The 25,421-nt window shown below is 72.0% G+C and carries 21 protein-coding genes and 1 tRNA gene; 11 read left to right on the forward strand and 11 right to left on the reverse strand.

Translation table 11 applies throughout. The features are described from left to right. The first annotated feature begins 25 nt into the window (after nucleotides 1–25). The 4 genes from AB0K10_RS23305 to AB0K10_RS23320 are packed head-to-tail and all read left to right on the forward strand — an operon-like array spanning nucleotide 26 to nucleotide 6,090. Nucleotides 26–1,222 (forward strand): acyl-CoA dehydrogenase family protein, encoded by a 1,197-nt coding sequence (locus AB0K10_RS23305; protein ID WP_363686643.1) that lies wholly within the window; start codon nucleotides 26–28, stop codon nucleotides 1,220–1,222. Between the two features lie 55 nt (nucleotides 1,223–1,277). Next, nucleotides 1,278–2,879: a carboxyl transferase domain-containing protein gene (locus tag AB0K10_RS23310; RefSeq protein WP_363686645.1), complete on the forward strand. Its 1,602-nt coding sequence runs from the start codon at nucleotides 1,278–1,280 to the stop codon at nucleotides 2,877–2,879. Between the two features lie 14 nt (nucleotides 2,880–2,893). Then, complete coding sequence (locus tag AB0K10_RS23315; RefSeq protein ID WP_363686647.1) at nucleotides 2,894–4,903, forward strand: biotin carboxylase N-terminal domain-containing protein; 2,010 nt, start codon at nucleotides 2,894–2,896, stop codon at nucleotides 4,901–4,903. Continuing rightward, nucleotides 4,900–6,090 carry an acyl-CoA dehydrogenase gene (locus AB0K10_RS23320; RefSeq protein WP_363686649.1) on the forward strand — a complete coding sequence of 397 codons (1,191 nt, stop codon included), beginning with the start codon at nucleotides 4,900–4,902 and terminating at the stop codon, nucleotides 6,088–6,090. The genes AB0K10_RS23315 and AB0K10_RS23320 overlap by 4 nt, the downstream gene beginning before the upstream one ends. Before the next feature lie 159 nt (nucleotides 6,091–6,249). On the opposite strand, the gene AB0K10_RS23325 is transcribed toward AB0K10_RS23320, so the two are convergent. Both AB0K10_RS23325 and AB0K10_RS23330 read right to left on the reverse strand, forming a co-directional pair. Next, nucleotides 6,250–7,404, reverse strand: coding sequence for a hypothetical protein (locus AB0K10_RS23325; RefSeq protein WP_363686651.1), 1,155 nt, complete (start codon nucleotides 7,402–7,404; stop codon nucleotides 6,250–6,252). Further along, nucleotides 7,401–8,375 (reverse strand): transporter substrate-binding domain-containing protein, encoded by a 975-nt coding sequence (locus tag AB0K10_RS23330; RefSeq protein WP_363686653.1) that lies wholly within the window; start codon nucleotides 8,373–8,375, stop codon nucleotides 7,401–7,403. The genes AB0K10_RS23325 and AB0K10_RS23330 overlap by 4 nt, the downstream gene beginning before the upstream one ends. Nucleotides 8,376–8,509: 134 nt before the next feature. Here AB0K10_RS23330 and AB0K10_RS23335 point away from each other — a divergent pair, with 134 nt between their 5' ends. After that, on the forward strand, nucleotides 8,510–8,851 hold the full coding sequence (locus AB0K10_RS23335) for a hypothetical protein (protein WP_363686655.1): 342 nt from the start codon (nucleotides 8,510–8,512) through the stop codon (nucleotides 8,849–8,851). Here the strand turns inward: AB0K10_RS23335 and AB0K10_RS23340 are convergent. The 7 genes from AB0K10_RS23340 to AB0K10_RS23370 form a co-directional block, all read right to left on the reverse strand. Then, a complete protein-coding gene (locus AB0K10_RS23340) occupies nucleotides 8,838–10,346 on the reverse strand; it encodes a serine/threonine-protein kinase (RefSeq protein WP_363686657.1) in 1,509 nt (502 codons plus the stop codon). The two genes, AB0K10_RS23335 and AB0K10_RS23340, sit on opposite strands and share 14 nt — an antisense overlap. A 30-nt stretch (nucleotides 10,347–10,376) precedes the next feature. Continuing rightward, the gene (locus tag AB0K10_RS23345; protein WP_363686659.1) at nucleotides 10,377–10,799 is read right to left on the reverse strand and encodes a hypothetical protein; all 423 of its coding nucleotides are present in this window, start codon (nucleotides 10,797–10,799) and stop codon (nucleotides 10,377–10,379) included. Nucleotides 10,800–11,040: 241 nt separating this feature from the next. Next, entirely contained in the window at nucleotides 11,041–14,640 is a 3,600-nt protein-coding gene (locus AB0K10_RS23350) for an adenylate/guanylate cyclase domain-containing protein (protein WP_363686661.1), read from the reverse strand. Continuing rightward, on the reverse strand, nucleotides 14,637–15,467 hold the full coding sequence (locus tag AB0K10_RS23355) for an MBL fold metallo-hydrolase (RefSeq protein ID WP_363686663.1): 831 nt from the start codon (nucleotides 15,465–15,467) through the stop codon (nucleotides 14,637–14,639). The genes AB0K10_RS23350 and AB0K10_RS23355 overlap by 4 nt, the downstream gene beginning before the upstream one ends. A 124-nt stretch (nucleotides 15,468–15,591) precedes the next feature. After that, nucleotides 15,592–16,053 carry a RidA family protein gene (locus tag AB0K10_RS23360; protein ID WP_363686665.1) on the reverse strand — a complete coding sequence of 154 codons (462 nt, stop codon included), beginning with the start codon at nucleotides 16,051–16,053 and terminating at the stop codon, nucleotides 15,592–15,594. Between the two features lie 55 nt (nucleotides 16,054–16,108). Then, a complete protein-coding gene (locus AB0K10_RS23365) occupies nucleotides 16,109–16,264 on the reverse strand; it encodes a DUF4177 domain-containing protein (RefSeq protein WP_007466198.1) in 156 nt (51 codons plus the stop codon). 44 nt (nucleotides 16,265–16,308) lie between these two features. Then, on the reverse strand, nucleotides 16,309–16,794 hold the full coding sequence (locus AB0K10_RS23370) for a hypothetical protein (protein ID WP_363686666.1): 486 nt from the start codon (nucleotides 16,792–16,794) through the stop codon (nucleotides 16,309–16,311). A gap of 697 nt (nucleotides 16,795–17,491) precedes the next feature. On the opposite strand from AB0K10_RS23370, the gene AB0K10_RS23375 reads away from it, so the two are divergent. From AB0K10_RS23375 to AB0K10_RS23385, 3 genes are read left to right on the forward strand one after another with little or no spacing between them, the layout of a single operon-like run. Beyond that, complete coding sequence (locus tag AB0K10_RS23375) at nucleotides 17,492–18,130, forward strand: hypothetical protein (RefSeq protein WP_363686788.1); 639 nt, start codon at nucleotides 17,492–17,494, stop codon at nucleotides 18,128–18,130. 26 nt (nucleotides 18,131–18,156) lie between these two features. Continuing rightward, nucleotides 18,157–19,134: an ArsA-related P-loop ATPase gene (locus AB0K10_RS23380; RefSeq protein ID WP_363686668.1), complete on the forward strand. Its 978-nt coding sequence runs from the start codon at nucleotides 18,157–18,159 to the stop codon at nucleotides 19,132–19,134. Between the two features lie 54 nt (nucleotides 19,135–19,188). After that, a complete protein-coding gene (locus AB0K10_RS23385; RefSeq protein WP_363686670.1) occupies nucleotides 19,189–20,340 on the forward strand; it encodes an ArsA-related P-loop ATPase in 1,152 nt (383 codons plus the stop codon). 6 nt (nucleotides 20,341–20,346) lie between these two features. On the opposite strand, the gene AB0K10_RS23390 is transcribed toward AB0K10_RS23385, so the two are convergent. Next, nucleotides 20,347–20,667, reverse strand: a complete 321-nt coding sequence (locus AB0K10_RS23390) for a WhiB family transcriptional regulator (RefSeq protein WP_007466209.1) — start codon at nucleotides 20,665–20,667, stop codon at nucleotides 20,347–20,349. 405 nt (nucleotides 20,668–21,072) lie between these two features. On the opposite strand from AB0K10_RS23390, the gene AB0K10_RS23395 reads away from it, so the two are divergent. After that, entirely contained in the window at nucleotides 21,073–23,484 is a 2,412-nt protein-coding gene (locus AB0K10_RS23395) for a transglycosylase domain-containing protein (RefSeq protein ID WP_363686790.1), read from the forward strand. Nucleotides 23,485–23,604: 120 nt separating this feature from the next. On the opposite strand, the gene AB0K10_RS23400 is transcribed toward AB0K10_RS23395, so the two are convergent. Beyond that, complete coding sequence (locus tag AB0K10_RS23400; RefSeq protein WP_363686673.1) at nucleotides 23,605–24,060, reverse strand: GatB/YqeY domain-containing protein; 456 nt, start codon at nucleotides 24,058–24,060, stop codon at nucleotides 23,605–23,607. Between the two features lie 25 nt (nucleotides 24,061–24,085). Here AB0K10_RS23400 and AB0K10_RS23405 point away from each other — a divergent pair, with 25 nt between their 5' ends. Together AB0K10_RS23405 and AB0K10_RS23410 are read left to right on the forward strand one after the other, a co-directional pair. Further along, nucleotides 24,086–24,979: a metallophosphoesterase gene (locus AB0K10_RS23405; RefSeq protein WP_363686675.1), complete on the forward strand. Its 894-nt coding sequence runs from the start codon at nucleotides 24,086–24,088 to the stop codon at nucleotides 24,977–24,979. 350 nt (nucleotides 24,980–25,329) lie between these two features. Beyond that, nucleotides 25,330–25,406: transfer RNA gene (locus AB0K10_RS23410), tRNA-Pro, on the forward strand. Nucleotides 25,407–25,421 lie beyond the last annotated feature (15 nt).

The following is a 25,421-nucleotide window of genomic DNA, read 5'->3' on the forward strand; positions in this document are numbered from 1 at the left end:
CGCGGTCGGCACCGGAGGTGCTCGCGTGAGCATCGTGGACACTCCGGAGCGACGGCAGCTGCGCGAGTTGACCCGGTCCTTCGTGACCCGGGAGGTGCTGCCGCACCTGGACGACTGGGAACGCGCCGGCGAGGTCCCCCGGGCCCTGCACGCGACCGCCGCGAAGCTCGGCCTGCTCGGCATCGGTTTTCCCGAGTCGGTCGGCGGTAGCGGCGGTGACCTGCTCGACTCGATCATCGTGACCGAGGAGGTGATCCGCTCCGGCGGCTCGTCCGGCCTGGTCGCGGCCCTGTTCACGCACGGCATCGCGTTGCCGCACATGGTCGCCGCGGCCGGCGCCCGCACCGGCGGATCGCTGGGCGGCCGGCTCGGCAGCACCCGGTCGCCCGCCGATGACGGCCTCGTCGAGCGGTACGTCCGGCCCACCCTCGCCGGCACGATGATCGGCGCGCTGGCGATCACCGAGCCGGACGGCGGCTCCGACGTGGCCGGCATCCGCACCACCGCCCGCCGCGACGGCGACCACTACGTGGTGAACGGGTCGAAGACGTACATCACCAGCGGCCACCGGGCCGACTTCGTGACCACCGCGGTGTGTACCGACTTCCCCGGCAGTGGTGAGCTGACGCTGCTGGTCATCGACAAGGGGTCGCCCGGGTTCACGGTGGGACGCCGGTTGGAGAAGCTGGGGTGGCACTGCTCGGACACTGCCGAGCTGTCCTTCGCGGACGTACGGGTGCCTGTCGCCAACCGGATCGGCGCGGAGAACACAGGCTTCCTGGCGATCATGCAGCACTTCGCCGCCGAGCGCCTGTCGCTGGCGACCCAGGCGTACGCGACCGCGCAGCGCTGCGTCGAGCTGGCGGTGCGCTGGTGCCGGGACCGGGAGACCTTCGGGCGTCCGCTGGCCAGCCGGCAGGTGGTCCGGCACCGGCTGGCCGAGATGCACACCCGCGCCGAGGCGGCCCGGTCGTACGTGCACGAGGTGGCCACCCGGGTGACCGCGGGCGAGCCGGTGGTGACCGAGGTGGCGATGGCCAAGAACGTGGCGGTGGCCGCCTGCGACCAGGTCGTCGACCAGGCGTTGCAACTGCATGGCGGCTTCGGCTATCTGCGGGACGCCGAGGTGGAGCGGCACTACCGCGATGCGCGGATCCTCGGCATCGGCGGCGGCACCACCGAGATCATGAACGAGATCATCGCGAAGGGCATGGGCCTGTGAGCGCGAGGAGTGAGCCGCTTTTGCGAGCCCCGCAGTCGCGAACGAAGGAGGCACGGTGAGCATCCTGGACAGCGCGGTCGACCCAGCCGCGCCCGGGTACGCGGCGAACCGGGCGGCGCTGCTCGAACGGTTGACCGAGTTGGACGCCGCGCTGGACCAGGCGCGCGCGGGCGGCGGCGAGAAGTACGTGTCCCGGCACCACAAGCGCGGCAAGCTGCTCCCCCGGGAGCGGATCGAGCTGCTGGTGGACGCGGACAGCCCGTTCCTGGAGCTGTCACCGGTAGCGGCGTACGGCTCGGACTTCCCGGTCGGGGCCAGCGTGGTCACCGGCATCGGGGTGGTCGAGGGCGTGGAGTGTCTGATCGTCGCCAATGACCCGACGGTACGCGGCGGCGCGGTCAACCCGTGGTCCCTCGCCAAGACCCGGCGGGCCGGCGAGATCGCCCTGGCCAACCGGCTGCCCATGGTCAACCTGGTCGAGTCGGCCGGGGCGGACCTGCCGACCCAGGCGGAGATCTTCATCCCGGGTGGTCGGGTGTTCCGTGACCTGACCCGGCTCTCGGCGGCGGGCATCCCCACGGTCAGCGTGGTCTTCGGCAACGCCACGGCCGGCGGCGCGTACGTGCCGGGGATGTCCGATCACGTGATCATGATCCGGGACCGGTCGCAGGTCTACCTGGCCGGGCCGCCGCTGGTGAAGATGGCGACAGGCGAGGTCACCGACGACGAGTCGCTGGGCGGCGCGGCGATGCACGCCGGCACGTCGGGGCTCGCCGACTACCTGGCCGTCGACGAGCGGGACGGCATCCGGCTGGCCCGGCAGTGCGTCCGCCGGTTGAACTGGCGCAAGCAGGGTCCGTCGCCGCGCACGGCGGTGCCGCAGCCGCCGAAGTACGACCCGGAGGAGCTGCTGGGCATCGTCAGCTCCGATCTGAAGGTGCCGTTCGACCCCCGGGAGGTGCTGGCCCGGATCCTGGACGGAAGCGACTTCGACGAGTTCAAGCCGGCGTACGGGGACGCGCTGGTCACCGGCTGGGGTGAGCTGCACGGATACCCGGTGGGCGTGCTGGCCAACGCGCGGGGGGTGCTGTTCAGCGCTGAGGCGCAGAAGGCGGCCCAGTTCATCCAGCTCGCGAACGCGTCGGACACCCCGTTGATCTTCTTGCAGAACACCACCGGCTACATGGTCGGGACCGAGTACGAGCAGCGCGGCATCATCAAGCACGGCGCCCTGATGATCAACGCGGTGTCCAACTCGACGGTGCCGCACCTGACGGTCAACCTGGGCGCCTCGTACGGGGCCGGCAACTACGGCATGTGCGGCCGGGCGTACGAGCCGAGGTTCCTGTTCACCTGGCCGAACGCCAAGTCGGCGGTGATGGGCCCGGCGCAGCTGGCGGGGGTCCTGTCGATCGTGGCCCGGCAGGCCGCCGCGGCCCGGGGTCGCGATTACGACGAGGACTCCGACGCGGCGATGCGGATGATGGTCGAGCAGCAGATCGAATCGCAGTCCGGCGCGCTCTTCCTCTCCGGCCGGCTCTACGACGACGGGGTGATCGACCCCCGGGACACCCGTACCGTCCTCGGGCTCTGCCTCTCGGCGATCCACAACGGACCGGTGAAGGGCGCCGAAGGCTTCGGCGTCTTCCGGATGTAGAGAGAGGGCCACCCATGATCAACAGGCTGCTCGTGGCCAACCGTGGGGAGATCGCCCGCCGGGTCTTCGCCACCTGCCGCGCGATGGGCGTGCAGACCGTCGCCGTGCACTCCGACGCGGACGCCGACGCGCCGTTCGTGGCCGAGGCCGACCAGGCGGTCCGGCTGCCGGGTGACACGCCGGCCGAGACGTACCTGCGAATCGAGCTGATCCTGGACGCGGCCCGGCGCAGCGGTGCGGACGCCGTCCACCCGGGTTACGGCTTCCTCGCCGAGAACGCCGAGTTCGCGGCGGCGGTGACCGACGCCGGCCTCACCTGGGTAGGGCCGCCGGCGAAGGTGATCGCCGCGATGGGCGACAAGCTGGCGGCGAAGGCACTGCTCGCCGAGGCGGGCGTGCCGATGCTGCCGAGCTGGACCGACACCGACGAGGTCACCGACTTCCCGGTGCTGGTGAAGGCGTCCGCCGGTGGCGGCGGCCGAGGCATGCGGGTCGTCCGGGACGCCGCCGGGCTTTCCGAGGCCGTCGCCTCCGCGCGCCGCGAGGCGGCTGCCGCGTTCGGCGACGGCACGGTCTTCATCGAGCGGTACGTCGAGCGCGGCCGGCACGTCGAGGTGCAGATCTTCGGCGACACCCACGGCACCGTGCAGGTGCTCGGCGTCCGGGAGTGCTCGATCCAGCGCCGGCACCAAAAGATCATCGAGGAGGCTCCGGGTGATCTCCCGCCGGGGCTGCATGGCCGGCTGCTCGAGACGGCCATGGCCGCCGGGCAGGCGGTCGACTACGTGGGGGCCGGCACTGTCGAGTTCCTGCTGGCGCCGACCGGCGAGTTCTTCTTCCTCGAGATGAACACCCGACTCCAGGTGGAGCATCCCGTCACCGAGCTGGTCACTCCGGCCGGGCTGGACCTGGTCCGGATGCAGCTACTGGTGGCCGAGGGCGCACCGCTGCCCGCACATCACCTCTACCCGGCCATACGCGGCTACGCGATCGAGGTACGGCTGTGCGCCGAGGAGCCCGCACAGGGTTGGCGGCCCGCCACGGGCACCCTGCACCGCTTCAGCGTGCCGGGGGTGGACCGCGAGTTCGGTTGGCTCCAGCGGGCGGGCCTGCGACTCGACTCCGGCGTGGTCGCGGGATCGGTGGTGGGCGTGCACTACGACTCACTGCTCGCCAAGCTGATCGCCGTGGCACCGACTCGGGCCGAGGCGGCTCGGGCCCTGGCGGGTGCCCTGGCTCGGGCCGAGTTACACGGGGTCGCCACCAACCGCGATCTGCTGGTCCGGGTGCTGCGCAGCCCGGAGTTCGCGGCGGCGGAGATCGACACCGGTTTCCTGGACCGGCACCCGGAGGTATTCACCCCACTCCTCCCCGCCGACCAGGTCCCACCCACCGCCCTCGCCGCCGCGCTGGCGGGCGCCGCGCACCGCCGGGCTACCGCACCGGTGCTCTCCGGGCTCCCCTCCGGTTGGCGCAACGTGCCCGCCGTTCCCCAGATCACCCGCTTCGTCGGGCCGGACGGCGACGAGATCGAGATCCGCTACCGCCTGGACCGGACCGGCCGGCTCGCCGACTGGTCCAGCACGCCGACGGCCGAGGGCGCTCCCGAGCGGCCGACAGCGCCCACCGTGGCGCTGGTCGAGGCGAACCCGGACCGGGTGGTGCTCGACGTCGACGGGGTGCGGCAGGCGTTTCGCGTACACCGGGTGGGGTCGGAGGTCTTTGTGGACGGCCCGGACGGGGCGGCGAGCCTCGTCGAGCTGCCGCGTCTCCCGCTGCCCACCGCGGCGGTGGCGGCCGGGTCGCTGCTCGCGCCGCTGCCCGGTGCGGTGACCCGGGTGCACGTCCAGGTCGGCCAGCGGGTCACGGCCGGCGATCCACTGCTCACGCTGGAAGCGATGAAGCTGGAACATCAGGTGCTGGCCCCGACCGACGGTGTGGTCACCGAGCTGCCGGTGCCGACCGGTGGTCAGGTGCGGACGGGCGCGGTGCTGGCCGTTATCGAAGAAGAGGACCCGCGATGACCTTCGACCTCACCCCCGAACAGGACCAGCTGCGCGACGCCGTGCGGGCGCTCGGCCGTCGGTACGGCCACGGCTACTTCGTCGAGAAGGCGAAGGCCGGTGAGCACACCACCGAGCTGTGGGCGGAGGCCGGCCGGCTCGGCTACCTGGGGGTCAACATCCCCACCGAGTACGGCGGCGGGGGCGGCGGCATCACCGAACTGGCCATCGTCTGCGAGGAGCTGGCGGCGGCGGGCTGCCCGCTGCTGCTGCTTGTGGTCTCCCCCGCCATCGCGGCTACCGTGCTCGCCCGGCACGGCACCGAGGAGCAGCGAAAACGACACCTGCCCGGTCTCGCGGACGGCTCGGCGAAGATCGTCTTCGCGATCACCGAGCCGGAGGCCGGTTCCAACTTCCACCGGCTCGGCACGGTGGCTCGCCGCGACGGCGACGACTGGCTGCTGAACGGCCGCAAGTGCTACATCTCAGGGGTCGACGAGGCCGGACACGTGCTGGTGGTGGCGCGTGTCGCCGTGGACGACGGTCCAGCCGGTTCAGCGGATGCGGCTCCGCAGAAACTCAAGCCGGCGCTGTTCCTGGTGCCTACCGACGCGGCGGGCCTGACCCGGTCCAAGCTGGACATGGAGATCGTCTCCCCGGAGAACCAGTTCCTGCTCTACCTCGACGACGTGCGGGTGCCCGCCGACGCGCTGCTCGGTGAGTCCCTGGACGCCGGTCTGCCGGCGCTCTTCGCCGGGCTCAACCCGGAGCGGATCACGGTGGCAGCGATGGGCGCGGGCACCGGCCGGTACGCCATCGAACGGGCCAGCGAGTACACCGCCACCCGCAAGGTCTGGGGTGGCCGCAGCATCGGCTCGCACCAGGGTGTGTCGCATCCCCTGGCCCACGCGGCGGTGCAGGTGGAGCTGGCCCGCCTCATGATCCAGAAGGCGGCCACCCTGTACGACGCCGGCCGTGACCTGGAGGCCGGGGTGGCCGGCAACATGGCCAAGTACGCGGCCGGCGAGGCCGCCGCGCTCGCCGTGGACACCGCCGTGCAGGCCCTCGGCGGGGCGGGCATGACCACCGAGTACGGGGTGGCCACCCTGCTCGGTGCGGTCCGGGCCGGCCGGATCGCCCCGGTCAGCCGGGAGATGATCCTCAACTTCGTCGCCCAGCACGTCCTCGGCCAGGACAAGTCCTACTGAGCGGGCCGGCCCGGTCCGCCCGGCCGGTGATCGACACCGGTTTCTTGATTCCGGGGTGTCCAAGGCCCATCGATGCCCCGACTTCATGGAACCCGGTGTCGATCACCCGCGGTCCGTTGCCTCCTACGCCCGCTGCGGGCCCGGCCAGCCCTCGCGAGCTCAGCCGGGGGCGCGGCAGGCGGCGTCGATGCGGTGCACCGGGCGTACGCGGCGGCCCATGCCCTCCAGCAGCGAGTCCTCGATGTGGAAGTCGTGGATCCGCAGCCGGTGCCGGGGCAGCTCCTCCTCGGTCGGGCAGAGCACCTGCGCGCGGACGAGGTCGACGGGCACGTACCGGACTCCACCCCGTTCCTGCAGGATCACCATGTTGACGTCGTCGGTGGTCACCACGTGCCCGCGTACGTCCTCGGTCGGGCCGGTCTCGGCGCCCACAGTCGTGACGGTCAGCGGCAGCACCGGTGTGCTGATCACCGGCACCGCGGCCCAGACCAGCATGGCCAGCACCGCCACCTCGGTCAGCGACGCCAGCGGGCGGATCACCACGTCGGGCAGCGGCCCGGCGATGAAGAGCGCCAACACCGGCGGCACGACGAGGAGCGCCAGGACCAGGAGCTCGCCCTGCCCGGCAGCGTCGCGCAGGGTGGGCAGCAGGAACCAGCCGTACGCGGCGAGCAGCGCGGCGATCACCAACAGACGGGGTACGACCCACTCGTGCAGCCGGTCCGGACGGAGCTGGAACGCCGCCGCGAACGCCGGCAACAGCAGCGGCAGATAGAGCAGCGGCCAGGTGAGCAGGGCCAGCAGGAAGCTCGCCACCACAACCCAGGCCGGGGTGAGGTCAGCCCAACGGGCGAACAGCGGGCGACGAAGAGTGCCTGGCGGCAACCTGTCCACGCTCACGGCAAGCACCGCGCCGAGCGCGAAGACGGCGACCAGCCCGGTGGAGAGCAGCCGGGCCGCGGTGGTCAGGAACCCGGCGAGCAGGTTGACCGGCCCGACGTTGGCGACCAGCAGCAGCGTGGTCTGGAGTTCCCCGCCGGCCTCCACGCCGAGTCGCAGCACCGAGAAGATCGCCGGCACGCCCACGACCGCCGTCCAGAACGACTGGCTGGCCCGTGCCCGCCGCTCGGCCGGGTCCCATCGCACCGGCACCTGCTCGACATCGGCGACCGGCCCGGCGGGTTCGGCCCGCGGCACCCCGGTGGGCCATCCGGCGGCGTCCACCTCGACATGGTCGGTCGGCACGGACGCCCGGGGCGGCGGGACCACGCCGTGGGCGCTCGCGTCACCGGTGCCGGTTGGCACCGTGCTCACCGCCGGGGCGCCTTGTCGTCGAAGTCGACAAGCTTCGGCACCTCCAGCGGCTGGGGCTGGTTCTTCTCGACGCGCAGCCACGGGCCCAGGGTCCGGTTGTACGCCGTCAGCCACGGGCTGGCCTGCCCGTCGCGGCCCTGCTGGTAGCTCTTCTGCAGGAAGTAGGCGACCAGGTCGCGCAGCGCCGGATCGCCGATCGGCACGCCGATCCCCAACAGCTCGCTCGTGCCGAAGGGCAGGTCGACGATCTCGAACTCCTTGGGGTACGTGGCCAGGAAGCCCGCGAGAATCGTCTCGTCCGAGCTGACAGCGTCGTACCGGCCGGCCCGGATGCCGGCCACGCAGTCCCAGACGTTCTTCACCACCAGCGCCTTGACCTGGCGCTTCTCCAGCTCACCCTCAGTGGTGGAGCCGCCGCTGGTGCAGACCTTGTACTTCGGGTCGCGCAGGTCTTCCAGGGTGCGGATCTTGTCCTTCAGCCGGACCGGCACCATCACCTCCTGCGTGGTGACGAAGTACGGCCCGGCGAAGCTGACCAGCTTCTTGCGCTCCTCGGTCATCGAGAAGCTGGACACCACCAGGTCCACAGTGCCGCCCTGTAGGTACGGGATCCGGTCCTCGGTGGACGCCGACACGAACTCCAACTGCTGCTCGCCCTCGTAGCCGAGGGAAGCGGCGATGTACCGGCCGATCTCGACGTCGAAGCCGACGTGCTGGCCGTTGCGGAGGTCACCCATCAACGGCTCGTCGGTGGCGACGCCGATGCGCAGCTTCGACTGCCCGTAGATGTGCGACTCGCGCATCTTCTCCTGCACCGACTGCCGGTCCGGTTCCTTGCGACTGTCACAGCCGGCAGCGGCGGCCAGGGTGAGGGTCAGCGCGACCGCCAGCGTCGTCGCGACCGCGCGGAGCCGGGACTGGGAACTGCGTACGTTCATGGCGACCTCGCTGAGGAGCAGTCTGCGGAACACCGAGAGTAGCGAGTACGGTCCACTGCGTGTGCGCGCCCGCCGGTCAGGTGGGCTGGCCCGTTCGATCAACGCCGATCGGCGCGGCGGATCGCCTCTCCGGTTGACAGCGGACCCGGCCACGACATGCTGGAAGGGTGAGTCGACTGTCCAGGATCGATGCACGGATGGTGGCGGCGGTCGCCGCGCCGGGAGCCGTCGCGCTGCTGGCCCTGCTTGTCGTTCTGCGCCGGCAGGACCTTCTCGGTGTGGTTCTCGCCCTGCTCTGCGTGCTGCTGGCCATGGTCGCCGCGGTCGCCCTGTCCGCCGCCCGCCAGCGTGCCGAACCGGAGCCGGTGGACCAACCGCACGCCACCGCCCCGCCGGACCTGATGCCGTACGGGATCGACGCGGACACGCTCGACGCCCTGGACAGCCGGGACGCGTTGCGTGGGGTGCGTGACCGGGGCCGGTCGCGCGGCGGGCTCAGCGACCGGTGAGAGTGGGCGCGGTGAGCGCGTCGACGCCCCGCCCCGCCAGGCACCGGTAGACCCGGTCGACGTTGCCGTCCACCGGTGGCAACACCTCCAGGTGCCAGCCGACCGGCTCGGTGATCTCCGTGGTCAGTCGGAACGTCATGGTGCTGCACACCTGCCGCACCGACTCGGCGGCGACCACATCGTCGTAGTTCGCGCCGACGAGCGGCACGGGCAGGATGCCCTCGGCGTACGTCTCCCAGGTGTGCCGGCCGTCGCAGGGAACCCGGGTCGCCTCGGCGCGGGCGCCGCGGATGCGTACCGGACCGAAGCACTCCAGCTCGGGCAGGCAACGGGCACCGCTCGGCAGTTCGGTCGGCGTGCCGGCGTCTGTCGTACAGCCGGGTAGCGGCCCGGTCGCCGCGACCTGGCTGACGGAGGGGGACGGGTCTGGAGGTGGGCCACTGCTCGCCAGCCAGGCGCCGGTGGTGGCCGACGCGGCGAGCGCCAGCACTCCGGCACCGCCGAGGAACCAGCGCCGCCGCCAGCGCCGGCCGCCGGGAACGCTGGGGCGGGTGTCCTCGACCGGGGGACGAGGGCCCGGCTGGCCGGTCCCGTACAGGCCGGACCGGCTCGGGGCGCCGCTCGTCGGGGCGCCGCTCGTCGGCACACCGCTCACCGGGGCGGACGGCGAGCCGAACGGCAGGTTGGCGAGCAGGTCGTGCAGTTCGAGGGCGGAGGGCCGCTCGGCCGGGTCGTTTGTCATGCCGAGGCGCAGCACGTCGATCAGCTCGTCCGGTACGCCCGGCAGGCCGGGAATCGGCTGGTTGAACATCTCCAGCACGGTCACCAGGCTGGGGTTGCGCTCGGACTGCCAGCGGGGCGGCCGGCCGTGCATCACCGCGTAGAGGGTGGCGCAGAGCGCGTACACGTCGACGGCCGGCGACGGCGGGCTGTGGCTGAACATCTCTGGCGGCGCGTACGCCGGGGTGAGCACCTCCAGGGTGACCGAGGCGTCCCGCGCCTCGGCCAGCACGGCCAGCCCGAAGTCGGCAAGCACCGCCGAGTTGAAGTGCGAGTAGAGGATGTTCGCGGGCTTCACGTCCCGGTGCAGCACTCCGGCCCCGTGCGAGTGCGCCAACGCGTCCGCGATCTTGATGCCGAGGTCGCGGGCCTCCACCGGGCCGAGCGGCGAGCTGCGCATCCGCTCGGCGTACGACCCGTCACAGAGCTCCATGATCAGATAGGGGTGCTGGTCGACTGTGACACCGACGTCGAAGAGGTCCACCACGTGCGGGTGCGACGACATCCGCCCGGCAGCCCGCGCCTCGCGCAGGAACCGGGCCTGGTCGCGCTCGCTGTCCAGCGTGCGGTTCTCGACCTTGACGGCCACCTCTCGACCGACCGAGATCTGGGTCGCTTGGTAGACGGTGGCGTAACCGCCACGGGCAAATACCCGCAAATCGGTCAGACCGGGCACGATCGGCACCGGCAAGCCGCCGGTCGGGGTGTCGGTCACCGCTCGAAAATACCCAACCCGGCCGGCGGCTCAGCGCACCGCGTCGGCCGGTGCGCCCCGGCGGGTGTCCGCGCGCAGGCCGATCGCGGTGGCGAGTGCGCCCAGCCCTTCCCAGGCGGCCACCCCGAAGAACCGGTCGGGAGCGATGTCGGCCAGCACGGCGATGCTGAACACGGTGAAGGTGACCAGCCGGAAGACCACCGTGAACCGGTAGAACACCCGCCACTCGGTGACCGTGGCGAGCAGGTAGTAGACGCCCATGTTGAACGACGCCATCGACGACGCCAGCAGGAACGTGCCGGTGTAGTCACCGGCGCCACGCGTGGCCGGCACCTCGAACCCGAGCAGGCGGAGCTGCGCCTCCGGCCAGAGCAAGCCGACCGCGCCCATCACCAGCGCCAGTACGCCGAAGACCGCGACGGTCCAGCCCGCGACGGAACGCGGCAGCTTCATGATGGCCTCCCCAGGCACGGCGACGGTCACCACTGTGGACCACCGCGCGGTGGTGACACGCTAGCCCCTCACCCCGACCACCACATCCCCAGAACCGCCAAAACCGCCCACCCCCACCCCTAGCCCCACCGCGTTGATCATGAAGTTATTGCCACCGACACCGGCGTGTCGGCGCAATAACTTCATGATCAACAGACCCAGAGGGCCGGGGGGCCCAGGGGGTCGGGGAGGGGGGCGGGGTTCAGGGGGTGGTCAGGCGAGATTGGAGAGCCTTGGCTGCTGCTCGTTCGCTGCGTTGTTCGGTGGCGTACGCGAGGCGGACCGCCTCGTCGGCGCAGGAGCGGGCCTCGACCGTATGGCCGCAGGCCGCCAGCGCCTCGGCCAGCACGCTCGCCGCGATCACCTGACTGCGCACGTCCTCGGCGGGCGCGGTCACCGCCCGTCGCGCCCAGTCCAGCGCCTGCTCCCGCTGCCCGTGAGCGAGCAGCGCCGACGCGTACCGGGCCATGGTCTGGCGGCGGGAGAAGAGCAGGGAGGGCGCGGTGGCGGCGGCCGTCGCCACCGGGGCCAGCAGCCCGACCGCTGTCGCCGGGTCACCGGCGGCCAGCCGGGCGGTGGCCAGCAGCACCCGGGGCGCTACCTGCGCAGGCGCCTGCGGGTTGTGCGGTTCGACAGTCGTCAGCACCGCTCGGGCGGCCCGCTCGGCGGTCTCGTGGTCGCCCATGTCCAGCGCCACGAAGCCGCGCAGCGTGCCGGCCATTCCGGTGAGCAGCGGGTGCGAGGTCTGCTCGGCGTACACCAGGGCGTCGGTGAGCAGATCGGCCGCGTGCTCCGGCTCGCCCAGCCCACGCGCCACGACGGCCCGGACGACAAGCGCGAACCCGCGCCCCCAGTCGTCGGACGCGGCGGCGAACTCGCGGTACGCCCGGCGGGCCTCCCGGTCCGCCTCGGCCAGCTCGCCCAGCTCGGCGGTGGCGAACGCCGCGACCGCGCGCAGCGTGCCCACCGCCCACGCTTCGCCGACCCGCTCGCCGAAGGGCAGGAAGACCTGCGCCATCCGGCACGCCTCGCGCAGCCGGCCGGCGAGCAGCCGGGCGAAGGCGGTGGTGCCCCGCAGCCAGGCCCGCCCGTACGGATCCTTCAATTCGGCGAAGAGCCGGGCGGCCCGGCCGAGTACCGCATCCGTGCCGGCGAAATCGCCCCGGGTGGTGGTCACCCAGGCCAGGTTCTGCAGCGACCAGGCCTGCCCACGCCGATCCTGCGCGGCGAGGCTGACCTGGTACGCGGCGGCCAACCGGCTGCTCGCCTGGCTGAGCCGACCGGCCACGAAGTCGCCCATGCCGAGCCTGCGCATGGCGGACGCGCGCAGCGTGGGCAGGCCACCGGCCTTGGCCACCTGCAGCGCCTCCTGCCAGGCGGCCTCCGCCCGACCCTGGTCACCGAGGGTCTGCTGGGCCTGCCCGGCGAGCAGCAGGGCGCTGGCCCGGGTGGTGTCGTCCCCGGCGTTCGCGGCGATCTTCTCGGCGAAGGCGAGCGCGTCGACGACCCGACCGATCTGCAGCAGCGCACGGGCGTGTACCACCCGGTCGATCGCCGGTATCCCGTCGCGGGCCAGTTCGCTGGCGCGTTCGGCGTACTCGATGGCGAGCGTGGGCTCCCCGGCGGACAGCGACCGGCGGGCGGCCCGGCCGAGCGCGGCGATCCCGAGCGGGACCACGGCGCGAGCCGGCGCGTCAGGTCGCAGTTTCACCGCGTCGGCGAGCGTGGCCGCCCGCTGGACGTGCATGGCGACGAAGTCGTCGCGGGCCTCCTCGGTGAACCCGCCCACCCCGCCGGTCGTGGCACCGTCGACGGGTGCCGCCCAGCGGGCCAGCGCGGCGTGCCGCTCGGCCAGCTCCGCCTTGCTCACCCCGGCGTACGCGGCTTCCCGCATGAGCGGGGTGGCGAACGCGTAACCGGCACGGCTGCGGTGCAGCATGCGGCGTTGCAGCAGCTCCTCGACGGCCCTGTCGAACTCCACGGCGACAACCGCCGAGGGCCTCCCGTCGCGGCCGGCCCGCTGCTCCCGCAGCGCTTCCAGCGCGCCTGTCGGTACGGTGTCACCGACCACCGCCGCGTCCCGCAGGACGGAACGGGCGTCCGGTGGCAGCGCGTCGATCCGGGCGGCGAGGACGGCCGCGAGGTCCCGGGAGAGCAGCCGGCTGCCCAGGGAACCGGGCACGAGGCGCCAGCCGGCCGACGCGCTCTGGTCACGGTCGACGGACGCCTGCCGCTCGGCGGTCAGCGCTCCGCGCTCGATCAGCAGGGTGACCAGCTCGGCGAGGTAGAACGGGTTGCCCTGAGCGGTGGCGAGCAGCCGGTCCGCGTCGGCCGGCGGCAGCTTCCCGCCGCCGAGGTAGCTGGTGAGCAGCCGGGCGGCGTCGGCGCCCCGCAGCGGCGGCAGGGAGTGCACCTCGGCGTCGGCGACGCGGGTCAGCGCGCCGGCGGTACGGACGAGCTCGGGGCGGCCGAGCAGCAGGACCAGCACCGGGCCGGTCAGTCGGGACAGGGTCAGCCCGAGAGCGCTGATGGTCTCGGGGGTGGCGTCGTGCAGGTCGTCCACAACGATCACCAGCGGCGCCTCCGAGGCGAGGCCGCTGAGCAGGTCGGCAACGGCGTTCGGCACCGCCTCGGCGTCGGCGGGCGAGGCGGCCGAGCCCCACTCGCCGTTGTCGGTGCCGCCGTGCACCGGCAGTTCGGCGTAGCCGAGCAGGGCGAGCAGTTGGTCGGTGACGATCGGGGGCGTGTCGCCGCCGGATCGGGCGAGCCGCTGACCGAGGCGGCGCAGCCGCTCCTCGACGGCCGGCCGGGTCAGCGCGGTGGCCGCGTCACTGGGCAGACCGACCGCGGCACGGACCAGGTCGGCCAGCGGCGCGAGCCGGCGCCGCTCACCGAAGGCGGCGCAGCGCACCGAGAGCACCCGCGCGCCGGTGTGCGCCGCGTACCGGCCGGCGCCCACGTCGTACCCGGCGGCGAGGCGCTCGACCTCGGCGGCGAACCGGGACTTGCCGATGCCCGCCTCGGCGGTCATCAGCAGCACCCGCGGGTCACCCTGGTCGATCACCTCGGCGAGTCGGCCGGCGACCCGGCCGATCTCGGTTTCCCGGCCTACGTAGGGCGCCTCGTCGCCGAGACCCGACCGGGTGCCCGGCGCGTCCAGCAGACCCAGCAGCTCGTACGCCTCGACCGGCTCACGCTTGCCCTTGAGTCGCAGCGGGCGCAGCGCCCGCCAGGAGGCGACGTGTCGGGTCGCCGCGGCGGTCCGCCCGCCGGCGTAGACCGCGCCGACCGCGGCGGCGTCGGCCAGTCGGGCGGCGGTGTTCACCGTGTCGCCGATGACCGTGTATTCGATCGCGGCCTGGATGCCCGCGATGACGTCGCCGGTGTTCAACCCGACCCGCAGACCGAGCGGCGCGCCGCCGCCCCGCTCGTCGTCGAGCACCCGGCGGACGGCCCGCTGCATGGACAGGGCGGCCCGGACGGCCCGTTCGGCGTCGTCCTCGTGCGCCACCGGCGCCCCGAAGACCGCCATGATGCCGTCACCGGTCAGCTTGTCGACGTGCCCGCCGAAGGTCTTCACCGCGCCGGCCAGGGCCGCGAGCACCCGGTCGGTGACCGCGCCGACCCGTTCCGGGTCGAGGTCCTCCGACCAGGAGGTGAATTCGGAGAGGTCACCGAAGAGCACTGTGACGACCCGGCGCTCGGCCGCCGGCAACGTGGCGGCTGCCGGCAGCGCGGCACCGCAGTTGTGGCAGAACCGTGCGCCGGGGACAGCGACTGTTCCGCACACCGGGCAGGTCACATGTGCTCCAACCCACTGACCCCCGGCGCAGATTCCCCGGTGTCGACGCCCAGATACTCCAACTGGGCACGGACCGACCATTCCGCCGCCCACCAGAGCGACCGGTCCACGTCCGCGTAGACCGCCGCGACCACGTCCGCGGGCGTCCGCGCCCCGGCGTCCACCGCCGCCCGCACCTGGTCGAGCCGGGCCCGGCGGTGCGCGAGGTAGAAGGTGGCGGCCGCGGCGCAGTCGGCAAGCGCCGGGCCGTGCCCGGGCAGCGCCGCAATCCCGGTGTACGCGGACAGCAGCTCCAGGCTGCTCAGGTAGTCGCCGAGGTGCCCGTCGGGGTGGGCCACCACAGTGGTGCCACGGCCGAGGATGGTGTCACCGGTGAGCACCACCCGCTCGTCGTCGTGCTCCACCAGGAAGCAGACCGAGTCGGCGGTGTGCCCCGGGGTGTCCAGCAGTCGGATGTCCAGGCCGAAGCCGCCCAGGTGCCCATCGGTCAGGGGCGTGCCCCCGATGGCGTGCGCCGGGTCGACGGCGAGGACGTGCGTCCCGCCGAGCATCTCGCTGAGCCGGGCGGCACCCTCGGTGTGATCGGCGTGGCCGTGCGTGATCAGGATCAGCCCGATCGGGCCGTGTGCGGCGATCGCCGCCAGGTGCCCCTCGTCGGCCGGTCCGGGGTCGACGACAACTGCCGGTTCACCCGGTGCCGCGCGCAGCAGCCAGGTGTTGGTGCCGTCGAGGGTCATCGGGCCGGGGTTCGGCGCGCGCAGCAGTGTCACCCAGCCCGGCAGACTGTCGGCAAGCGCCGCAGTCGCCCCCGTCACGTGCCCGCTCATGGCTGCGATCGTACGACCCCGCCCGCCACGGCCCGCGATCATGCACGTCCGGCCCCTGATTCATCCCCGTTCAGGGCTTTCCTCCGGGCCGGCGGCGCACGACCGCGGGACGGTGGCGGTGCGGTCAGGCGACCTCGACGATCAGTTCGATCTCCACCGGGGCGTCCAGCGGCAGCTCGGCCACCCCGACGGCGCTGCGAGCGTGGCGGCCAGCCTCACCGAAAACGGTCCCGAACAGGTCGGAAGCGCCGTTGATCACGGCGGGCTGGCCGACGAAACCGGGGGCCGACGCCACGAAACCGGTCAACTTGACCACCTTGATCACGTTCTCCAGGCCGACAAGCGAGTCGACAGCCGCCAGCGCGTTGAGCGCACACCGCTGGGCCAGGTCCTTCGCCTGCTCGGCGGAGATGCCGGCACCGACCTTGCCGGTCGCCAGCAGCTTGCCCTCGGCGATCGGCAGCTGGCCGGAGACGTACACGTGCTGCCCGGACTGCACGGCCGGCACGTAGCTGGCCACCGGCGGCACCACGTCGGGCAGTTCGAGACCCAGCTCGGCGAGCTTCGCGTGGGGACCGTTGCTCATCGCGTCACCCCCTGGTTCGCGACTGCGCGGCTCGGCTGCGCCGCACTCCCCGCGCTCACGCCTTGGGCCGCTTCAGGTACGCCACCAGCTGGTCCGGGTTGGGACCGGGGACCACGGCGACGAGCTCCCACCCGTCCTCACCCCAGTTGTCGAGGATCTGCTTGGTCGCGTGGACCAGCAGAGGGACCGTGGAGTATTCCCACTTCTGCATCGCTGGAGGGCTCCCTCGTGGTGCGGACTTCGTCGGGGCACAGCCTACGGTCCGCTGGCCGGACGAGGCGCGGGACGCTGCTCCGGCGTGGCCGGCAGCTCCCCACAGGGCCCCTCGTGCTCGTACCCCTGGGGGCAGCGCGACCGGTCGGGCAGCAGCAGGTCGCAGAAGACCCGGTGGCGGTTGTTCTGGTCATCGGCGTTGGACACCGTGGTCTCGCCGGCGTCCAGCTCCGGCAGGAAGCCCAGTGACTCCGCGACCCGACCGGCCAGCGCGGTCGCCGAGGCCAGGTCGGGCACCCGGATCGGCAGGTGGATCACGAACCCGGCCTCGTCGTCGTCCCGCGGCCGCTCGACGGGCCGGTTCGACAACCGGATCACCTCCGGGGGCTCCGGAACCCGGCGGTACGACCGCTCGTTGATGGGCAGGCTGCCGAACGGCCCGCCGGCCACCTCTCCCACGGACCCGGGCCGGCGCTGCCGGTCGTTTGTCGGGAACTGGGTGCGAGGGATGTTGTCCGCGTCGCGCATGAACTGCCTCCGGTCGTACCTCTCGGATCACGCTTCCGGTCCGGACCATCCATCCGTTCCGGCCCCCCGCCCGGACGAAGGTAGGTCCAGAACGGCGACTCCGACAACAGGACGCGCACGATCAGTCACCGAGAGTCACATATATGACAGATGGCCGGTAGGAATCCCGACTGCGAGGGTTGTCATCGTCCGGGTGATGCGCTCGATGCCGTGCGGCGCGCGGTAGGGGCGACACCGGCGCGACGGTTGGCCGCTACCCTTCCGGTCGGACGGTCGCACAGCGCCCGGCCGCCCGCTCGATCTCGCTCGGCGCCAGGGGTGGCGGCCGGGCGCCGCACCCCCGGGGGACGAGATGACCCAACCGCCCAGCGGCGACCAGGCCGGCCCGCGCGCCCTTCCGTCGGCACACCCGGAGTCCGCCGGTCAGCCCGAGACGTCGGCCATCCCCGGACAGCCCGGCCCGACGGTCGCCGGCCAGCCCCCGACGCCCTCCGGCCAGTCGATCCCCGTCCAGCCCAATCCGACGGCCCCCTCGGGGGAGTCCGACGCGGCGACCGGCCAGGAGCAACCCGGAGCGTCGGCCACACCCGGTCAGCCGGCCAGCGCCACACCGCCCGGCCCGTCCGCCCAGCCCGCCCTTCCCGGGGCGCCCAGCCAGCCCGCCCCTGCCGGCCCACCCTCTCCTGCCGGCCAGCCCATCCAGTCGGGGCAGTCCGGCCTCCCCGGGCAGCCCGCGCCGGGGGCGTTCCCCGCGCAGCCGGGCGTACCGACCCAGCCCGCCCCGCCCTCTGGTGTCCCGCAGACCGAAGGCCCGCCCGGCTCGCCGGCACCTCCGGGCGCGATCCCGCCACCGCCGCCCGGCTACCCGCCGTACCAGGGCACCGTCGAGCCGAAGAAGAAGCGCGGTCTGTTGATCGCGGCCATCGCGCTGGTCGTGATCATGGTGCTCTGCGTGGGCGGCGGCGTCGTGGCGTTCCTGACCCTGCGCAACGCCGAGTCCGGCGAGGGCGCGAAGGAGCCGGCCGTCGCCGTCGACGAGTTCCTCACCGCCGTCTACAAGGATCAGGACGCGACCAAGGCCGGCAAGCACGTCTGCGCCGCCTCGCGGGACGACAAGAAGATCGCGGCGAAGGTGGCCGAGGTGAAGAAGTACGCCTCCGAGTACCAGAACCCCCGATTCAAGTGGACCACCCCGAAGGTCGACAACCAGACCGGCGACCGGGCCACCGTCTCCACCCACATCACCATGACCACGGCCGACGAGAAGGTCGCCGACCAGGACCTGCGCTTCACCGTGGTGCAGAAGACGGGTTGGTGGGTCTGCGAGGTCGCGTGACCGGCGAGCCTGGATAGGCTCGACGGGTGCGTGCAGCTGAGCGGCCGTCCGACCCGGCCGGTACCGGATGGTCGGCCCGTCTCCACGTCGTGACGGGGAAGGGCGGCACCGGCAAGACGAGTGTGGCGGCGGCGCTGGCCCTGGCGTTGGCTGCCGGTGGTCGGCGCACCCTGCTGGTGGAGGTCGAGGGTCGGCAGGGCATCGCCCAACTCTTCGGCATCGACCCCCTGCCGTACGAGGAGAGGCACCTCGCCGACGCGCCGGACGGCGGTACGGTGCGCGCGCTCGCGGTGGACGCCGAGGAGGCGTTGCTCGAGTACCTGGACATGTTCTACAAGCTGGGTGCGGCGGGCCGGGCCCTGCGCAAGCTCGGTGCCATCGACTTCGCCACGACCATCGCCCCGGGTCTGCGTGACGTGCTGCTCACCGGCAAGGTGAAGGAGGCCACCACCCGCACCTCGGGGCAGCGTCGCGCGTACGACGCGGTGGTCCTGGATGCGCCGCCCACCGGTCGGATCGGCCGCTTCCTCAACGTCACTGCCGAGACGGCGCGGCTCGCCAAGGTCGGCCCGATCAAGACCCAGAGCGAGGGTGTCTCCGCGCTGCTGCGCTCCCCGATGACCGCGGTCCACGTGGTCACGCTGCTGGAGGAGATGCCGGTGCAGGAGACGGTGGACGCCATCGCCGATCTGACCTCACTCGGCTTCGGCATCGGAAAGGTGATCGTCAACGGCGCCCGACCCGCGCTGCCGGCCGGTCCGGCGGTCACCGCCGCGGAACTCGAGCGCGGCCTGGTCGCCGCCGGGCTGCCGGCCGATCGGGACATCGTGGCCGGATTGCACGACGAGGCGCGGGACCAGCTCATCCGGCGCGAACTGGAGGATTCGCTCCGCGCCGACCTGGTGGAGTTGGGGCTGCCGATGATCGAGCTGCCGTTGCTGCCCGACGGGGTGGACCGGACGGGCCTCTCGACACTTGCCCGGGCCCTCGTCAGCGCCGATTGACTCACACCTGAGCTCAGCACGGGCGCATGGACCGACGCGGCCCGATACGCTCGATTGGTGCCTTCCGAAGACGCGGCGCCGCAGCTGGACGTCGACCAGATCCTCGCCGACCCTGGCGTGCGGATCGTCGTGTGCTGCGGTGCCGGCGGGGTGGGTAAGACGACCACTGCCGCGGCCCTGGCGCTGCGGGCCGCCGAGCAGCACGGCCGGCGCACGGTGGTGCTCACCATCGACCCGGCCCGCCGGCTGGCCCAGTCACTGGGCCTGACCGAGCTGGACAACACACCCCGGCAGGTCAAGGGGATCGACGTCGAGGCCAGCGGCGGTGAGCTGCACGCCATGATGCTGGACATGAAGCGCACCTTCGACGACGTGGTGCTCCAGCACACCGACCCGACGAAGGCCGCGGAGATCTTCGCGAACCCGTTCTACCAGGCGATGAGTTCGACCTTCGCCGGCACGCAGGAATACATGGCGATGGAGAAACTGGGCCAGCTGCACGCCCGGGGCGAGTGGGACCTGATCGTGGTGGACACTCCGCCGTCCCGCTCCGCGCTGGATTTCCTGGACGCGCCGGCCCGGCTGTCCCGCTTCCTCGACGGCCGGATGCTGCGCCTGCTGCTGGCGCCGGCACGCAGCGGCGGGCGGAGCATGTTCAACCTGGTCACGGCCTCGTTCGGGATGTTCTCGAAGGTCGTGCAGAAGGTGCTCGGCGCACAGTTGCTCACCGACCTGTCCGGCTTCGTGGCCGCGCTCGACTCGATGTTCGGGGGTTTCCGGCAGCGGGCCGAGCAGACGTACCGCATCCTGCAGGCGCGGGAGACGGCCTTCGTGCTGGTCGCGGCGCCGGAGCCGGATGCGGTCCGGGAGGCCGCCTACTTCGCGAGCCGGCTGCGGGAGGAGAAGATGCCGCTGGCCGGCCTGGTGCTCAACCGGGTGCACCGACCCGTGGTCCCGCAGCTGGACGCCGAGCAGAGTGGGGCCGCCGCGGAGCGGCTGGCCGAGCTGGGTGGGCACGAGGCCACCGCCGACCTGCTGCGGGCGCACGCCGCTCTGGCCCGTCAGGCGGTACGCGAGCAGGAGGTCGCCGCGCGGTTCACCGAGGCGTTCCCGGCGGTGCCTGCGGTGTCGGTGACGGCGCAGCCCGCCGACGTGCACGACGTCGACGGGCTGCGGACGATCGGCGCGGCGATCAGCCGGTCGTGACCGGCGTCAGGTTGCCGCGCTGACGAGGATCTTGTCCTTGCCAGCCTTGTCCTTGCTGTTCTTCTTCATCGCTGCCTCGAACATCTTGCGCCAGCTCGTCACCTGGGGGTGACGACGCAGCAACGCCCGGCGTTCGCGTTCGGTCATACCGCCCCACACACCGAACTCGATCCGGTTGTCCAGCGCGTCGGCCAGGCACTCGTACCGAACTGGGCAGCTCCGGCAGATCCGCTTCGCCACGTTCTGTTCGGCGCCCTGTACGAACAACGCGTCCGGGTCCCCGTTCTGACACGCCGCCAGCGACGGCCAGTCAGTGATCATGCCCATGTGTACTCGTCCCCCCTTGCAGTACCTACCGACCTCGTTGCACGGCAGCCGGCAATTTCCCCCCGATCGCCCGGCCCGCCTTCCCCAAGGCGGTGCGGACGACATGTGGCGCTGTCGCCGCCATCATCATGCTCTGTAGTCGACTGATTACGCAACGTTGTCGGCGAAATCCATCATTCCGGACACTCCCGGCTTCCCGGGCTCTCGACCGCCGGTTACCCCGCCGAGGTCGGCGAAAACGCTGCGGGGCCTCCGCCGAACGGTGAAGACTCACGCCAGGTCACACGCAACCTCATACCGGGGGTCATGCGTTTAGCACAACGAGGGCAGCGCGCGCAGGAAATGGGGAAAGAACTCCCAGGCGCCCCTCGTTCCCTACTCGCGTACCATGCCGAGGTGACCTGGATGCGGAAACGTGACCACAATGTGCTGACCAACGCCGCATCGCTGCTCATATGTGGCCTGTTGGCTGGCGTAGTGGTAGCTGCGGCGGCCTTCCCCGCGGTGGCGATGTCCGGCTTGGCCGCGAAGGCCGGCGCAGAGACATTTGGCAACCTGCCGACGGAGCTGACGGTGGCACGCGCGCCACAGATCAGCTACCTGCTGGCGTCGGACGGCAAGACGCCACTGGCGACGATGTACGACGAGAACCGCCGCGACGTGAAGCTCCCGGACATCTCGCCGTACATGATCAAGGCCATCATCGCGGCCGAGGATCACGACTTCTACAAACACAACGGCGTCGACATCAACGGTGTCGCCCGTGCGTTCGTCAACAACCAGAGCGAGGGCTCCGGCCGGCAGGGCGCCTCGACGCTGACCATGCAGTACGTGCGGCTGGCCATCGCCTACTCGGCCACGCACCCGGCCGACGTGGTAGCGGCGACCGAGGACACCAGCGCCCGCAAGCTCCGCGAGATGCGGCTGGCCCTGCAGGTCGACAAGGAGTTCTCCAAGGACGAGATCCTGACCCGCTACCTCAACCTCGCCTCGTTCGGCAACGGCGCGTACGGCATCTACGCCGCCAGCCAGGTCTACTTCGGCAAGCCGCCGAGCAAGCTGAAGATCGAGGAAGCCGCGCTGCTGGCCGGCATGGTGAAGGCCCCGACGACGAACGACCCGACCACCAAGAGCGGCTATCCGCTCGCGCTGGACCGGCGTAACTACGTCATCCAGAACATGGTCGACACCAAGGCCATCACCCAGCAGGAGGCCGACGCCGCCAAGGCCGTCAAGCTGAAGGTGCAGGACAAGCGCACCCCGAACGGCTGCGTCTCCACCAACATCAACAGCTGGGGCTTCTTCTGCGACTACTTCTACCGCTGGTGGATGGATCAGGAGACGTTCGGCTCGACCAGGTACGACCGGGAGCGCCGGCTGAAGAGCGGCGGCTACACCGTCGTGACCTCCATCGACATCCAGGCACAGAAGGGCGCGGACAAGGCGGTCCGCAAGGCCAAGAAGGAGACCAGCAAGGAAGCCGCCATGGTCGCCGTGGTGGAGCCGGGGACCGGCCGGGTGCGGGCACTCGCGGTCAACAGGCAGTTCAAGCTGGACGACCCGAAGAACCCGAAGAACAAGATCTCCAGCGACCCGGCGAAGAGCCGGCGGGGCATCAAGGGCAACTACCCGGCGACTGTCAACCCGCTGCTCAGCGGCGGCGACGGCATCGCCGGCTACCAGGCCGGCTCGACCTTCAAGATCTTCACCATCGTCGCCGCGCTGGAGAAGGGCATCCCGCTCAGCTACTCGTTCAACGCGCCGCAGCAGTTCAAGTCGGAATACATCATCGACAGCAGCAGCGAGGCCGCCTGCCCCGGCACCCACTTCTACTGCCCGACCAACTCCGGCCAGAAGGCCGGCGGTGTGCAGAACATGTGGACCGCCTTCGCCCAGTCGATCAACACCTACTTCGTGCCGCTGCAGCAGCAGGTCGGCGCCGAGAACGTGGTCGACGTCGCCAAGCGGGCCGGCATCCAGTTCCGGGCCAGCAACGACGCCAAGTTCGCCGCCACCAAGGACGCCGCCCACCAGTGGGGCGCCTTCACCCTGGGCGTCTCCTCCACCACTCCGCTGGACCTGGCAAACGCATACGCGACGCTCGCGGCCGACGGCAAGTACTGCGAACCGATCCCGGTGCAGGAGATCCGCGACCCGGACGGCAAGAAGCTGGACATCGCCAACCCGCGCTGCGAGAAGCGGTTCAGCACCGACGTGGCCCGCGCCGCCGTGGACGCCGCCCGCTGCCCGGTCGGCGACAACTCCACGACCAGCAAGTGCGGCAGCAGCCGTACCGCCGGTGTGGTGAAGGGCATCGTCGACGCGCCGGTGGCCGGCAAGTCCGGCACCACCGACTCGGAGAAGACCGCCGCCCTGGTCGCGATGACCAAGCAGTACGCGGTGGCCGGCATCATGGCCGACCCGGACTGGCCGCAGACAAACGTCAAGATGAAGCACGAGCAGAAGGACGGCATCAACCCGCCGGTGTACGAGACGCTGCGGGACGCCATGAAGGGCAAGCCGCGGATCAAGTTCGAGCCGCCGGGCCAGAAGATCTCCGAGGGTGACCAGCGCAGCATCCCCGACGTGAAGTGCCAGCCGGTGGACACCGCGAAGTCCCGGATCAAGGGTGCCGGCTTCGAGCCGATCGTCTCCGAGACGAAGGTGCCGTCCACCTGCCCGGCGGGCACCGCCGCCGGCACCAGCCCGGACGGGCGCACGATCAAGGGCGGTATCGTCACCATCCAGATCAGCACCGGCGGCGGCGCTCCGCCGGGCACCAACAAGCCGAAACCGCCCGGCCGGCCCAACGGCTGAGCCGACACGCAGGACACACGAAACGGGCGGGCACCCACTGCGGGTGCCCGCCCGTTTCGTCGGGCCGGAACGGCGCTGCTGACTTGTCCGCAGGTGAACCGCTGCGGCGGGGCCGGCGTGTCAGAGGCCGAGCTGTCGGCGTACCTCGGCGGCCACCCGACCACCCTCGGCCTGGCCGGCCACCGCGGCCTGGGCCGCCTTCATGGCCGGGCCCATCTGGGCCTTGCCGGTGAAGCCGCCCGCGGCGAGCGCCCCCGCGACCAGCTCGGTCAGCTCGGCGTCGGAGAGCTGCCTGGGCAGGTAACGGTCCAGCACCTCACCCTCGGCGGTCTCCTTCGCGGCCTGCTCGGCGCGGCCCGCGTCGGCGAAGGCGGTGGCCGCCTCCCGGCGCTTCTTGGCCTCCTTGGTCAACACCGCGAGCACCTCGTCGTCGGTGAGCTCGCGCTTGGCCTTGCCGGCCACCTCGGCGGTGCCGACGGCAGCCAGGGCCATCCGCAGCGTGGAGGTGGTCAACTCGTCGCGCGCCTTGAGGGCGGAACGCATGTCGGTGGTGAGGCGGTCCTTCAGCGTGCTCATGGACGGTCAAACTACCCTGAACGCCATGCGAAAGCGCACACTATTCCGCCTCGCCGCCGGAACCGCCGCGGTCGGCGCGACCACGCTCGCGTACGCGTCGCTCGTCGAGCGCAACATGTTCACCCTCCGGCGGTACGACGTGCCGATGCTGCCGGCCGACGCGGAGCCGCTGCGCGTGCTGCACCTGTCGGACCTGCACATGATGCCCGACCAGGCGCGCAAGCAGCGCTGGGTGGCGTCGCTGGCCGCCCTCGACCCGGACCTGGTCGTGGTGACCGGCGACAACATGGCGCACCCGGGCGCGGTGCCGGGCGTGCTGCGGGCGCTGCAACCGCTGCTGGACTACCCCGGCGCGTTCGTGTTCGGCTCCAACGACTACACCGGGCCGGTGTTGAAGAACCCGTTCACCTACTTCCTGCCCGACCGGGAGTACACCGAGGGCGTCGACCTGCCCTACGAGGAGCTGCGCCAGGTGTTCACAGGCGCCGGCTGGGCGGACCTCAACAACGCCCGGACCACCCTCAAGGCGGGCGGCCGGCAACTCGACCTGGTCGGCGTGGACGACCCCCACATCGACCGGGACGACTACCCGGCGGTGGCCGGCGGGGTCTCGTCCTCGGCCGACCTGTCCATCGCGCTGACGCACTCCCCCGAGCCACGGGTGCTCGACCAGATGGCCGCCGACGGCTTCGGCCTCCTGCTGGCCGGGCACACCCACGGCGGGCAGGTCTGCGTCCCCGGGTACGGGGCGCTGGTGACCAACTGCGGCCTGCCCCGCTCGATGGCGCGCGGACTGCACCGGTGGCCGGGGTCGGACTCCTGGCTGCACGTCTCCGCCGGCCTCGGCACCCACCCGACCGCCCCGATCCGCTTCGCCTGCCCCCCGGAGGCCAGCATCCTGACCCTCATCCCCCGCTGACCCCTGCTCGTCGCGCCGGTGCCGGCCCCGCGCCCGGCCCCGCGCCCGGCCCCGCGCCCGGCGCCCCGCGCCCCGCGCCCGGCGCCCGGCGCCCGGCCCAAGATCCGCGCAACATCGGGGATGTTGCTGCCTCGCGGCACCGTGAGGCAGCAACATCGCGGAAGTTGTGCGGATCTTGGGCGCAGCGCGCGGGGCGGGTCCGGGCGCGGCGCGGGTCCGGGCGCGGCGCGGGTCCGGGCGCGGCGCGGGTCCGCGCGCGGCGCGGGTCCGCGCGCGGCGCGGCCGCGCCAAGCGGCGGGGTACCGAGTTTGACCATCGGGGCGGGTGGGCTACTATTTGTCGGCACGCCTCGGGGTGTGGCGCAGCTTGGTAGCGCGCTTCGTTCGGGACGAAGAGGTCGTCGGTTCGAATCCGGCCACCCCGACCAGAGGCCAGAAGGCCA

This window comes from Micromonospora sp. NPDC049274, from assembly GCF_040678875.1.
Taxonomy (GTDB): Bacteria; Actinomycetota; Actinomycetes; order Mycobacteriales; family Micromonosporaceae; genus Micromonospora.

What these genes read in the sequence shown, in the direction of transcription:
- AB0K10_RS23315 (WP_363686647.1), top strand. Translation starts at nt 2,894, where the DNA reads ATGATCAACAGGCTGCTCGTGGCCAACCGTGGGGAGATCGCCCGCCGG.
- AB0K10_RS23320 (WP_363686649.1), top strand. Translation starts at nt 4,900, where the DNA reads ATGACCTTCGACCTCACCCCCGAACAGGACCAGCTGCGCGACGCCGTG.
- AB0K10_RS23345 (WP_363686659.1), bottom strand. Translation starts at nt 10,799, where the DNA reads ATGAAGCTGCCGCGTTCCGTCGCGGGCTGGACCGTCGCGGTCTTCGGC.
- AB0K10_RS23355 (WP_363686663.1), bottom strand. Translation starts at nt 15,467, where the DNA reads ATGAGCGGGCACGTGACGGGGGCGACTGCGGCGCTTGCCGACAGTCTG.
- AB0K10_RS23360 (WP_363686665.1), bottom strand. Translation starts at nt 16,053, where the DNA reads ATGAGCAACGGTCCCCACGCGAAGCTCGCCGAGCTGGGTCTCGAACTG.
- AB0K10_RS23365 (WP_007466198.1), bottom strand. Translation starts at nt 16,264, where the DNA reads ATGCAGAAGTGGGAATACTCCACGGTCCCTCTGCTGGTCCACGCGACC.
- AB0K10_RS23370 (WP_363686666.1), bottom strand. Translation starts at nt 16,794, where the DNA reads ATGCGCGACGCGGACAACATCCCTCGCACCCAGTTCCCGACAAACGAC.
- AB0K10_RS23390 (WP_007466209.1), bottom strand. Translation starts at nt 20,667, where the DNA reads ATGGGCATGATCACTGACTGGCCGTCGCTGGCGGCGTGTCAGAACGGG.
- AB0K10_RS23395 (WP_363686790.1), top strand. Translation starts at nt 21,073, where the DNA reads ATGCGGAAACGTGACCACAATGTGCTGACCAACGCCGCATCGCTGCTC.
- AB0K10_RS23400 (WP_363686673.1), bottom strand. Translation starts at nt 24,060, where the DNA reads ATGAGCACGCTGAAGGACCGCCTCACCACCGACATGCGTTCCGCCCTC.
- AB0K10_RS23405 (WP_363686675.1), top strand. Translation starts at nt 24,086, where the DNA reads ATGCGAAAGCGCACACTATTCCGCCTCGCCGCCGGAACCGCCGCGGTC.